Source organism: Streptomyces griseomycini (assembly GCF_014203535.1).
GTDB lineage: Bacteria > Actinomycetota > Actinomycetes > Streptomycetales > Streptomycetaceae > Streptomyces > Streptomyces griseomycini.
The window spans coordinates 42,836-54,646 of the sequence record NZ_JACHJI010000012.1; the positions used below are offsets into that span (position 1 = coordinate 42,836).

An 11,811-nucleotide genomic window follows, 5' to 3' on the forward strand; every position below is an offset into this window, starting at 1 on the left:
CCGATCCCGAAAGGACTTCCGTGACCATCGACTACGCCGCCCTCCCCGACGACTTCCTGTGGGGCACGGCCACCTCGGCGTACCAGATCGAGGGCGCCGTGGCGGAGGACGGCCGTTCGCCGTCGATCTGGGACACCTTCTCGCACACCCCCGGCACGATCGCGGGCGGCGACCACGGCGACGTCGCCTGCGACCACTACCACCGCTGGCGCGAGGACATCGACCTGATGCGCCGCCTCGGCACCAACGCCTACCGCATGTCCATCGCCTGGCCGCGCGTCGTGCCGGGCGGCGACGGCCCGGTGAACGCGAAGGGCCTGGACTTCTACGACCGGCTGGTCGACGGGCTGCTCCAGGCCGGCATCACCCCGTCGGTCACCCTCTACCACTGGGACCTGCCGCAGGTCCTCCAGGACCGCGGCGGCTGGCCCGAGCGCGACACCGCCGAGCACTTCGCGGCGTACGCGTCGGTGGTCGCCGAGCGCCTGGGCGACCGCGTGCACCACTGGGCCACGCTGAACGAGCCGCTCTGCTCGGCGTGGATCGGCCACCTCGAGGGCACGATGGCCCCCGGCCTGACGGACCTGACGGCGGCCGTCCGGGCCTCCTACCACCTGCTGCTGGGCCACGGGCTCGCGGCGCGCGCCGTCCGCGCGGCGGCCCCGAACGCCCAGGTGGGCATCGTCAACAACCTCTCCACGATCCACGCCGCGAGCGACGGCCCCGAGGACCGGGCGGCCGCGGTCCGCATGGACGGCCACACCAACCGCTGGTGGCTCGACCCCGTCCACGGCCGGGGCTTCCCCGAGGACATGCGCGAGGTCTACGGCGTCGAACTCCCGGAGCGGGAAGGTGACATGGAGACCATCGCCGCCCCGCTCGACTGGCTCGGCCTGAACTACTACTTCCCGCAGGTGGTGGCCGCCGACCCGAGCGGCCCCGCCCCCCACGCCGCGTTCGTGCGCCGGGACGGCGTGCCGCGCACCGGCATGGACTGGGAGATCGACGCGAGCGGCATCGAGACCCTGCTGCTGCGCCTGACGCACGAGTACGGCGCGCGCAGGCTCTACGTCACCGAGAACGGCTCCGCCTTCCCGGACGTGGTCCGCCCCGACGGCACCATCGACGACCCCGAGCGCCAGGACTACCTGACCCGGCACCTGGCCGCCTGCGCCTCCGCCGCCCGCAAGGGCGCCCCGCTGGCCGGCTACTTCGCCTGGTCGTTGCTGGACAACTTCGAGTGGGCGTACGGCTACGACAAGCGCTTCGGCCTGGTCCACGTCGACTACGCCACCCAGACCCGCACGATCAAGGGATCCGGACACCGGTACGCGGACGTCATCCGCGGACACGGGGAGCGGATCCGCCGCGCGGCCTGACGTTCCGGCGCCGGTGGGACGCGGGCACCGCCCGCCCGCGCCCACCGGCGGCCGCGGGTCAGGCGTCGCCGTTGAGCACGGCGGCGGTGAGGACGTGGCCGCCCACGCCCCAGCCCCCGTCGGCGACCTCGTCGACGAGCACCACGGTGGTGGCACGGGCCCGCTCACCGTAGATCTCCGCGTACAGATCGGTGGTGCGCTCGACGATCTTCTTCTTGTCCCCGGGGGTGAGGGTGTCGGCGGGGACCTTAAAGTGGGCGAAAGGCATGACTGTTGCTCCTTCAGAAGTTCTGTCTCGTGGTGCGGACGTCGTGCGGGCGCCGTGCCGACGTCTCGGGGGTGACCGGCACGACGTACGGCCGGATGCTCACACCATGCCGCCGTTGGCCCGCAGGACCTGCCCGTTCACCCAGTGCCCCGCCGGGCTGGTGAGGAAGGCGGCGACCCGGGCGATGTCCTCCGGGGTGCCCAGCCGCTCCAGCGGCGGGGTCTTCGCGAGCCTGTCGATCTCCTCGGGCGTCTTGCCGTCGAGGAACAGGTCCGTGGCCGTGGGGCCGGGGGCGATGGTGTTCACCGTGACGTCCCGCCCGCGCAGCTCGCGGGCGAGGATCAGCGTGATCGACTCGACGGCCGCCTTGCTCGCGGCGTACGCGCCGTAAGCGGGGAACCGCGATCCGACCACGGAGGTCGACACGCCGAGGAAGGAGCCGCCCGCACGCAGGCGCCGCGCGGCCTGCCGGGCCACCACGAAGGCGCCGCGGATGTTGGTGCGGTGCATGTCGTCGAGCACCGCCAGGTCGAGGTCGGCGATGGGCGACAGGGCGAGCCGGCCGGCGGAGTTCACCACGACGTCCACGCCGCCGAACTCCTGCTCCGCCCGGTCGAACAGCGCGGCGACCGCGTGCTCGTCCGCCACGTCCGCCCGCACGGGCATCGCCTTGCCGCCGGCGGCGGTGATCGTCTTGACCGTCTCCTCGGCCGAGGCCGCGTCCCTGGTGTAGTTCACCACCACCGCCAGGCCGTCGCGGGCCAGCTGGAGCGACACCGCGCGGCCGATGCCGCGTGATCCGCCGGTGACGACGGCGACCCGCTCGGGCGCCGGTGCGGAAGGGAGGTCGTTGGTAGTCATGCCCTCCACGATGTGCGGTTCCGGCCGGCGCAACCAGGTGATGTCATCCCCTGGGTCGGCGCCCCGGCCGGGCACAGAATGGGACGCATGGGTTCTGCGAAGTACACCGAGCTGGGGGCGTTCCTGCGGTCGAGGCGGGGCCGCATCCGCCCGGCCGACGTGGGTCTCCCCGCCGGCCCGCGGCGCCGGGTGCCCGGGCTGCGCCGGGACGAGGTCGCGCAGCTCGCCGGGGCATCGGTGGACTACTACAACGAGCTGGAACGTGGGGCCGGGTCCCAGCCGTCGGAACAGATGATCGCCGCCCTGGCCCGGGCGCTGCGCCTGACCGCCGACGAGCGCGACTACCTCTACCACCTGGCGGGCCGTCCGGTGCCCGTACCGGGCGGTGCGGCCTCGCACGTCCACCCCGGCATGCTCGACCTGCTCCAGCGGATGCCCTCGACACCCGCGCAGGTCATCACCGACCTGCACGTCACGCTGGTGCAGAACCCGCTCGCGGTGGCGCTGCTCGGGGACCACTCCGGCTTCCGCGGGACCCGCGCCAGTTTCCTCCACCGGTGGTTCACCGAACCCGAGGCGCGGCAGCTCTACCCGGAGGCCGACCACGCGACCCAGTCCCGGGCGTTCGTCGCCGACCTGCGGGCGGCCGCCGCCCGCAGGGACGCCAAGGACACCGAGGCCGCGTCGATGATCCGTGCGCTGCTGCACGCCTCGCCCGAGTTCGCCGCACTGTGGGCCGACCACGACGTGGCGTTCCGGCGTGAGGACCGCAAGCGGATCCGGCACCCCGTTCTCGGCCTCCTGGAGGTCAACTGCCTCAACCTCTTCAGCGAGGACGGCCGGCAGCGCCTGCTGTGGTTCACCCCCGCGCTGGGCACCGACAGCGCCGACCTGCTCGACCTGCTCGCGGTCCTCGGCACCCAGGACGTCGTCGACCCCGCCCCCTGAGCGGGCCGACGGCTCCGTCGCCGCTCCGCCGGCCCGCGGTGACCGGCCGGGCTCCCGGACCGGAACGCGGAACGGCTCCTCGTCGCGTGGGGCGAGGAGCCGTTCCGTGCGGTGCGGTGCCGGATCAGGCGTGGCGGTGGGTGTGGCGGTTGCCGGTGATCAGGCGGTAGAGGAGAAGGAGGATGACGGAGCCGACGATGGCGGCGATCCAGGTCGACAGGTCGAAGAAGCCGTCGATGGAGTCGACGCCGAAGATCACCTTGCCGAGCCAGCCGCCGAGGAGGCCGCCCGCGATGCCGATGAGCATGGTGATGATGACGCCGCCGGGGTCCTTGCCCGGCATCAGGGCCTTGGCGATGAAGCCCGCGAGCAGGCCGATGAGGATCCAAGCGATGATTCCCATGGTGCTTCTCCCACCTCGTCGTATAAAGTTTCTGTCAGTGCACCGTCTTTACCGTCGCGCCACTTCCAAACACCGTGCACGCGATCATCTGCCGGGCCGGGTCCCGGCCTGCCCCTTCGTCTCCTTCGCCGTCCGGCGAGAGGGCCGCCGGTCCCCGGTCCCTGCGTGACTCCTGTCCCTGCGCGACTTCCGCCCTCCGCGACAACGCTGCCGCTCCTCGCCGACACCGTGCTGACGGTCGTGGCGGCCCCGGGGACCGGAAGCGGTGGAGCCCTTCCGGCCTCGTTCCTCCCTCGCCGCGTGGAGCACCGGCGGGCCGTCCGCCGGGGAGGGAGACCGGAGGAAGACCGCCGCACGCGTCCGGCGCGCACCGGGTACGGGACCGCGTCACGGATGTCCCCCGGGCCGTCCGCGCGCGCCGGCAGGACCCGAGCGCGCGTCATGGCGACGCGGGCCGCCGGCGAGCCGGAGCACCCCTCGGACCGGGGACGTGACCGGGAGCGTTCACCGGGCCGGCGGAACGACCAGGGGCATCCGAACCGTTCGGTAGTGTGTTCGCCCGGGGAGGGTCCGAACGACCACTGCCGCGCGGCGACCGTGACCGTGGACGCGTTCCACGGCCACGCTCACGGGCGTCGGCACGGCCTTCGGCCCCGGATCCCGGAGGACGGACCACGAGAGGGACGGGGGAACACCGATGGCGCCCGCGCACGCCGTGTCCGGGGCGGGGAACGGCCCGCCGCCGGAGAGCGGCACGGTCATCGACGTACGGGGCCTGCGGATGCGCTACCGCAGCCAAGAGGTGCTGAAGGGCGTGGACTTCACGGCCCGGCGGGGCGAGGTCCTCGTGCTGCTCGGCCCGAACGGCGCGGGCAAGACGACCACGATCGAGGTCCTGGAAGGCTTCCGGATGCGCTCGGACGGCGACGTGACCGTCCTCGGCGCCGATCCGGCACGCGGGGACGAGAGGTGGCGCGCGCGCCTGGGGGTCGTCCTGCAGTCCTGGCGCGACCACGGCAAGTGGCGGGTGCGGGAACTGCTGGCCCACCTCGGCTCGTACTACGTCCCGTACTCCACCGCCCTGGTCCGGAGGCCGTGGGACGTCGACGAGCTCATCGCCGCGGTGGGACTGAGCGAGCAGGCGGACAAACGGGTCGGAACCCTGTCGGGCGGGCAGCGCAGGCGCCTCGACGTGGCCGTCGGCATCGTGGGCAGGCCCGAACTGCTGTTCCTGGACGAGCCGACGGCCGGTCTGGACCCGGAGGCCAGGAACGAGTTCCACGGCCTGGTGCGCGGGCTCGCGGACGAGAACACCACCGTCCTGCTGACCACGCACGACCTCGCCGAGGCGGAGAAGCTCGCCGACCGGATCCTCATCCTGGCCGGCGGCCGGATCGTGGCCGACGGCCCGGCCGAGGAACTGTCCCGGCGGGCGTCGGCCGAGGCCACCGTGCGCTGGACCAGGGACGGGCGGTCCTTCGAGCAGGCGACGGCCGAGCCCACCCGGTTCGTCCGCCGGCTGTTCGAGGAGCACGGCGAGGCGATCGGCGGACTGGAGGTGCGCCGGGCGAGCCTGGAGGACACCTATCTGACGATGGTGCGGGAACTGGAGACGGGGAGTGTTCCCGGCGAGCGGGCGGCACACGTCTTCGGGGAGGGGGCGCGATGAGTCCGGTGTGGCACGCGGCGAGGACGGGGATGCGGCGCGGCCGGACGGAGCTCCGGCAGACCTTCACCTCCGGCCAGGACGTGTTCGGGTACGTGCTCTGGACGGTCCTGCTCATGGTGCCGCTGTTCCTGGCGGGGGACGAGCGGCTGGAGGGCGCGGGCATCTCGGCCGGCGCGTTCATGCTGCCGAGCATGCTGGGCATGACGCTCGCGTTCACCGGGGTGATGACCACGGCACAGCTCCTCGCGGCCGAGCGCGAGGACGGCACGCTGCTGCGGGCCAAGGCCGTGCCGCACGGCATGGTCGGCCACCTGGTCGGCAAGATCGTCATGGTGTCGGGCACGGCCCTCGTCTCCATGGCGCTCCCCTTCGTCGTCGGCGTGTTCCTGGTGGACGGGGTGGCCCGGCAGGGCGGCGGAGCGCTGCTGACCCTGGTGTGGGTGGTGCCGCTGGGTCTCCTGGCGACCCTGCCCCTGGGCGCCGTCATCGGCTCGCTCGTCGACAACCCGCGCACCATCGGGCTGCTGATGCTTCCGGTCATGGGGCTCGTCGTGATCTCCGGGATCTACTTCCCCCTGTCGGAGCTGCCCGGGTGGGTGCAGACCGTCGGCCAGGTCTTCCCCGTGTACTGGCTCGGCCTCGGACTGCGGGCCGCGCTGCTGCCCGCCGGGGCGGTCGCCGCCGAGGTCGACGCGTCCTGGCGGTACCTGGAGACGGTGGGCGTGCTGGGCGCCTGGGCGGTCGCCGGGCTGCTCCTCGCACCGTCCGTCCTGCGCAGGATGGCCCGCCGCGAGTCCGGTGCCACGATGGCGGAACGGCGCCGGAAGGCGATGCAGCGGGTCGGTTAGCGCCGCGCCGGGCGGAAGGCGCGGTCGTGCGCCGCGTACGGCTTCCCGGGCCCCCGTGTCTTGTGGAACCGGAGTCCGGGGCCGGAGCGCGACGGCACGGGGCTGCCCCGTGAGACGGGGCGAGGCCAGGATCCGGCGCTCCGGCGCAGTGCCGCACTCGTCGCCCCCCGCCGTCGGCCGTGGGTGCGATGTCCTCGCCCCCGACGGTGGACGTGATCGACTGTCGTCCGCCGAACCGTCACAGACCCATGACCACCACGCGGTCACCGCACAGCCTGCGCAGGGCGTCCTCGTCGGAGGCGAAGACGGTGACCGGCCCCGGCTGCCGCAGAGCGACGGCGGCCAGGGCCGCGTCGCCGGCGTACTCGTGGCCGTGGAGGCCGGCGTCCTTGAGGAGACCGACGGCCTCCTTGGCGACCTCCTCGGTCACCTGCTCGACGTGGACGCGGGAGGGCGCCCCGTGCCGGGCCGGGACGTACGTCCGCACGTCGTGCGCCTCGATCAGCGTCGTTGAAGTGGTCGTCACGCGGACGCCGGCCGGCTGAGCCGTCTTGAGGCGCCCCTTCATGGCGGATGCTCCACGCACCGTCTGGGACAGGCCCTCGCAGTCGAGCAGATGGACGGCCTCGCTCACGCGGCGTCCCGATGCTTCCGGGACTCCGGCTGTCCGGTTTCCTTCTGCTCGGTGACGCGCTCCGCACGTGCGCGCTCCGCACGTGCGCGCTCCGCACGTGCGCGCTCCGCACGTGCGCGCTCCGCGCGGGCGCGCTCGATCTCCCGGCGTTCGGCCTCGGCGGCGGCCAGTTCCTCGTCGGTGACGGGACCGTGCTCCGTCTCCGGCCAGCCGACGAGTTCCCCCAGCCGGTCCTGCTCCCGCTGGCGCTCCGGATGCGGCTGAAGCCCGGCTGAAGAGCCTCCAGACGGGCCGGGATTTCCTGCTGCATCTCGGACAACCGCGGGGCCGGGTGTGCAAGGACCGCAGCCCGCCGCGGCGCCTGGGGATCCGGTGCGCGGTGTACGGGTGGATCGAGCCGCTGACCACGGCTTCGAGGAACTGCTCCGGAGTGAAGTCCGCGAAGTCCTCCGTCGTCGTCACCGAACCGCCTCGTTCCTGCTGGTGAGGCGCAGTCGACGAGCCTCACCTTGAGTGTGGTCTTTCCACGCCCGGCAGGCGGGCGGTCCGCTGTGTCCCTCCGCCGCCCTGTGCAAGCACAGGGCCCGATCCCAGGCTCCCGGTGTGATCGGCACCGGGGCGCCCCGGACCGGAGGGCCCATCGCAAGGGATGGGTTCCTGAGACCCGCCGACTGCGTTGATCCGGATCGTTGCCTCCCCGCGAGTCGAACTCACAGGCAGACCACCTGATGACGCACTGAACCGGAGTGTCCCTCACACCGCCTGGCAGCACGACGACGGTCGCGGCCCGCCTGGCCGGCCTCGAGAGCGCCCGTGCGGTGCTCGGGGAACCCGTGCGTTTCCAGCACGGTGGCTGAACCGGACGATCCGGTAGGAACAGGTTCGCGACGCTGTGTCCGCCGTGTGCGCCGCCAGGTGCGGATGTGTTGCCCGTCACGGGCCGTCGACATGATCCACGGGCGGATGCGACACTTCGCCGCGAGTGGCCTCGAGGCGGTATCACCGCAGGTGGGAGGCTTCGCACGCGTAGCAAGGAGACGGTCTTCGATGACCCCGGCCACCTTGGGATTCGACGAAGAGGACACCCGCAAGGTCCAGACCGCCGTACGAGGCGGTCCTGACGGGGACATCCCCGTGTTCCTCCCCTACGAGAAACAAGCCGCGAACCGGCTCCGCGAGAACCACGGGTCCAACGCCTTCAGCTGCGGCGTCCTCCTCGGAGGGTGCGGCAAGCTGCTGACCCTGCGCGCCTGCGACGACAAGAAGTCACACTTCGCCCACCGCCCGCCCGTACGCTGCAACCGCACCGCGCGCGGCGAGAGCAGTGCCGACCACCTCTACATCGGCGAGGCCCTCAGCAGGTGGCTCCGCAAACAGGGGCAGCCGAACGTCAACGTGCAGTACGTCAAGCAGACGAACGCCCGCAGCGACGCGATCGAGATCCGCTTCGGATCGAAGAAGAAGCGCCGCCTGATCCACGTGCAGATGGCCCGGCGCTCGTTCAAGGAGTGGCAGGCGGACGGGGAACGGTTCGCCGCTTCGTCCGGCAAACCGCCCACCGTCCGCACGTACGGGCCGGACAGCCAGCTCGCCCCGTTCGAACTCGAGGCCACCGGACACGCCCTGCGCTTCCGGTGCGAGACCGACAACGGCACCCGCGTCGTGCACATCGGAACGCACCTCCCCGGCCACCGGGTCGAATGGACGACCCTCGACCAGTGCCGCCTCGTCCACGCCGGGATCGTCACTCCGTGGCTGAGGGAAACTCCGCACGGGGTGCAGCCCAAGGGAACGGCAACGCCGCGGATCCCCGCCCACTCCGCCACCAACGAACGGAAACCGGCCCAGGCCGGCACGGCATCCGCCCCGACCGGGGCCGCCGCGGGCCCGGCTCTTCCCCTCATGCCGGGGAAGGTCGCCTTCACCGGTGCCACGCCGTCGTCCGAGGAGCACGGCCGCCGCATCTACGACGCGGACGCGCAGCCCATCGGATCAGCCCTGTTCCGTGCCCGGATATCCCTGCCGGCCTCGGCCGTGGCACCGGAACCCCACCACGTGTACGCACTGACCGAAAGGGCGGCAGTGCTCAGCGGCCCGCAGGGCACCGGCTCCGCGTCGCGGTGGACCCTGCGGGCCGAGGGGTTCGTCCGCGTCCCCGCCAAGAAGGCGGCGGAGTGGGAACTGCTCAAGCCGCCCGGTGCCGTGGCCACACAGGGCGGTTCAACGGCCGGGGAGGCGAGTGCTGCCCCGCAGCGGAAACCCGCACCGGCACCGGAGCCGACCGTGGACGGACCACCGGCGGCATCCGATGCCGCACCCGCGGCCCCCGCCGCTTCCCCGGACGACCGTCTCATCGCCGAACTGGGCCGCGTCCTGCTGAAGACCGCCCGCGAAGGCACCACCATCACCTGGCACGAACTGCTCAAGCAGACCGGGACGCGTCCCCAGGACGTCAGCCCGGTGCGCCAGGTGCACCTCCTCACCGCCGTCGACGCGCCCCACGCCAAGGCACGCAAGCCGCTGCTCTCCAGCCTGATCACCTTCTCCAGGCAGGCACAACCGAACGACGTACCGCCCCCCTTCTTCCGCCAGGTGCTCCTGGCTCTCGGCTGGCCCCACTGGACCGACGCGGCGCGGGCGGCCGACATCTGGCGGGGGCACCGGCAGCGTCTTCACCGCGCACACCGGGCCCTCCCCGCACCGCATGCGGCACCGGAGGGCGGACCCGAGTCCTCAGGCCCGCCGGAGGCACGAGCAGGAGAGAGGCCACAAGCACGTCTCCTGGCCCTCCTCCGACACCTTGACGAGGAGGGTGACGACCTCTCGTTCCTGGACCTCTACCGGGTGCTGGACGAGGCGGACCGTCTGGTGTCACGGATCGGGGAGCCCTTCCTGCCGGGTACGGCCAAGGAGCGACTGCACCACTGGCGCACCGTCTTCCGCAGCCACAGGGGGGCCCCGCCCGTTCACGGGCGGGAGAACCAGGAGACCGGACCGACCGAGGCGTCCGACACCGCGGCGCGTGAGGTCTTCGACCGGATGGCCGACGAGTTCCGTGCCGCCCGCGGGGCCGGTGATCTCGCGCGGGCGAAGCAGGTCCGGAGCGACATGGGACCCGTCTACGCCCTGCGCCTCTCGCCCCGGGACCGCGAGGCGGTCACCGGCCTGATGCGGGACTTCAAACAGTGGGTGCGCGACCAGGAACCGAAGCCTTCGGTGGATCCCTCGCTGCGGGCCGTCCGGGCCATCCTCCACGACCTCGGAACGCGCAGAAGCATGGTGTCCACACCCGAACTCGCGTCAGCCCTCGCGGAGGCCGACCGACTGCGTCACCGCCTTTCCACTCCCTTGCCGGAAGCGGAAAGGAAGGCACTGGGACGCTGGCGTGGACACCTCCGACGCCGAGTGCAGGCGGAGGAGAGCGGTGCCGCCGACTTCCCGGTCGACAGCACGGTCGCTTCCACCGAGGGCCGGGACCGGGCGACTGCTCGACTGCCCACGGACGCCCTCCGTCCTCTCGCCGACCGGGTACGCGCCGTCCTCCAGGACGTGGCACGTGCCGGAACCACGGTCACCTGGGGGGACCTGCGCCGCCGACTGGGCGGGGAGCTGCCCTACCTCCATCCGGACGATCAGGGAGAGGTCCTCGTGATGGTCGACGGGGACACACCCGCGGACGAGCCGTTGCTGTCCGCGCTGGTCGCCGGTGCCGATCTGTCGCCGCACGGCCTCTACCGGCACATCCGCCACAGCCTGGGCAGGGAACGCGTACCGGACGCGTCCCTCGAGACGCACTGGCGCATGGACGTCTTCCGGCTCCACCAGCTCTGGCGTCACCGCTGATCACATACCCTCCGACAACTTCCGGCCCCCTGCGAGGAACTCACCGTGTCACCCCGTTTCCAGACCGCCCGCTTCCACGTCGAGTCAGGTCCCGACTCCCTCTTCACACGGGTCCGGCACGTCCTGGGCGAACCGGTGCGGCTGAGGGCCCACGGCACACACGTGACCGAGCGGCTGGAGCAGCGGGGCGCGCCCTCGGAGACGTTGACCCGCTTCGATCCGGGAAGCTGGGAGCTGGTCTCGGCCGAGGTGCGCACGGACACCGGGAAGTGGGTGAAGTCGACCTGGCGGGTACGGGCGGACGAGCGTTTCTGGTGGGTGGTGGTCGGACTGGGCAACGCGCTCGTCACCGTGATCGACGTGGATCCGCGGCGTCGGGGCACGGGGGAGGGCATCGTCACCGGAGGGCCCCTGTACGCACAGGTCGACGCCGTCAACGCGGAACTCATGCGCGGTACGTGAGAGTCGTGCAGCGGGCCACCGCTTCCCGTCCCGCTCCGTCAGCTCCGACGGGAGGCGGACGGGAGCGGTGGCCGACTGACCGTCAGTGGGTTCCGGCGGGTCCTTCCGGTGCCGGACCGCATCCGGTGCCGGAACAGGCCCTGAGGGCCGTCGGGGAACCGCTCCCCGGTGGCCGGACCGTCATCCGGCGGGGAGGGAAGAGCCGCACGGACGCGGGAGCGGACGGGGTGGCGTGGGCCGGAGCGGCGGCCGCCCCGTCGAGCGGAACGGAGGCGGCACGGCATGTTCCGCTGCGCGGGACGGAATAATCTGTACATGACAAAGAAGGCGAGTCGGACGCTCGTTGCCGTCTTCGCGTTCTGGAGCCTGTTCGCCTTCCCGTGGTTCGAGAAGGGCTGCGACATCGCGGAGGCGTACACGGCGGTCCTCAGGTACGGGCTGCCGGAGGGCCTGGAGCCCCTGCCGGCCTGTTACGGCTGAAAGGACCGTCCGGCGA

Annotated in this window: 12 protein-coding genes; 8 read left to right on the forward strand and 4 right to left on the reverse strand. The window is 72.3% G+C overall.

The genetic code is table 11. From position 1 onward, the window contains the following. Positions 1-20 precede the first annotated feature (20 nt). Positions 21-1,379 carry a GH1 family beta-glucosidase gene (locus tag FHS37_RS28660; RefSeq protein ID WP_184826462.1) on the forward strand — a complete coding sequence of 453 codons (1,359 nt, stop codon included), beginning with the start codon at positions 21-23 and terminating at the stop codon, positions 1,377-1,379. A gap of 58 nt (positions 1,380-1,437) precedes the next feature. Here the strand turns inward: FHS37_RS28660 and FHS37_RS28665 are convergent, their stop codons facing one another. Beyond that, entirely contained in the window at positions 1,438-1,647 is a 210-nt protein-coding gene (locus tag FHS37_RS28665) for a tautomerase family protein (protein ID WP_184826464.1), read from the reverse strand. 99 nt (positions 1,648-1,746) lie between these two features. Continuing rightward, positions 1,747-2,508, reverse strand: coding sequence for an SDR family oxidoreductase (locus tag FHS37_RS28670; RefSeq protein WP_184826466.1), 762 nt, complete (start codon positions 2,506-2,508; stop codon positions 1,747-1,749). A gap of 87 nt (positions 2,509-2,595) precedes the next feature. Between FHS37_RS28670 and FHS37_RS28675 the strand changes: the two genes are divergently transcribed. Beyond that, a complete protein-coding gene (locus FHS37_RS28675; RefSeq protein WP_221500442.1) occupies positions 2,596-3,456 on the forward strand; it encodes a helix-turn-helix transcriptional regulator in 861 nt (286 codons plus the stop codon). Between the two features lie 124 nt (positions 3,457-3,580). Here the strand turns inward: FHS37_RS28675 and FHS37_RS28680 are convergent, their stop codons facing one another. Further along, positions 3,581-3,859: a GlsB/YeaQ/YmgE family stress response membrane protein gene (locus FHS37_RS28680; protein WP_184826470.1), complete on the reverse strand. Its 279-nt coding sequence runs from the start codon at positions 3,857-3,859 to the stop codon at positions 3,581-3,583. Positions 3,860-4,556: 697 nt separating this feature from the next. Here FHS37_RS28680 and FHS37_RS28685 point away from each other — a divergent pair. After that, a complete protein-coding gene (locus FHS37_RS28685) occupies positions 4,557-5,528 on the forward strand; it encodes an ABC transporter ATP-binding protein (RefSeq protein ID WP_184826472.1) in 972 nt (323 codons plus the stop codon). Further along, a complete protein-coding gene (locus FHS37_RS28690) occupies positions 5,525-6,376 on the forward strand; it encodes an ABC transporter permease (protein WP_184826474.1) in 852 nt (283 codons plus the stop codon). The genes FHS37_RS28685 and FHS37_RS28690 overlap by 4 nt, the downstream gene beginning before the upstream one ends. A gap of 238 nt (positions 6,377-6,614) precedes the next feature. Here FHS37_RS28690 and FHS37_RS28695 read toward each other — a convergent pair whose 3' ends face one another. Beyond that, positions 6,615-7,010, reverse strand: coding sequence for a hypothetical protein (locus FHS37_RS28695; RefSeq protein WP_184826476.1), 396 nt, complete (start codon positions 7,008-7,010; stop codon positions 6,615-6,617). A gap of 11 nt (positions 7,011-7,021) precedes the next feature. Between FHS37_RS28695 and FHS37_RS28700 the strand changes: the two genes are divergently transcribed. The 4 genes from FHS37_RS28700 (at position 7,022) to FHS37_RS28715 (ending at position 11,795) form a co-directional block, all read left to right on the forward strand. Beyond that, the gene (locus tag FHS37_RS28700) at positions 7,022-7,285 is read left to right on the forward strand and encodes a hypothetical protein (protein ID WP_184826477.1); all 264 of its coding nucleotides are present in this window, start codon (positions 7,022-7,024) and stop codon (positions 7,283-7,285) included. 772 nt (positions 7,286-8,057) lie between these two features. Then, a complete protein-coding gene (locus tag FHS37_RS28705) occupies positions 8,058-10,853 on the forward strand; it encodes a competence protein CoiA family protein (protein WP_184826479.1) in 2,796 nt (931 codons plus the stop codon). A 45-nt stretch (positions 10,854-10,898) separates the two neighbouring features. Then, positions 10,899-11,315, forward strand: a complete 417-nt coding sequence (locus FHS37_RS39960) for a hypothetical protein (protein WP_229890172.1) — start codon at positions 10,899-10,901, stop codon at positions 11,313-11,315. Between the two features lie 315 nt (positions 11,316-11,630). After that, positions 11,631-11,795 (forward strand): hypothetical protein, encoded by a 165-nt coding sequence (locus FHS37_RS28715; RefSeq protein WP_184826481.1) that lies wholly within the window; start codon positions 11,631-11,633, stop codon positions 11,793-11,795. The last annotated feature ends 16 nt before the right edge of the window (positions 11,796-11,811 follow it).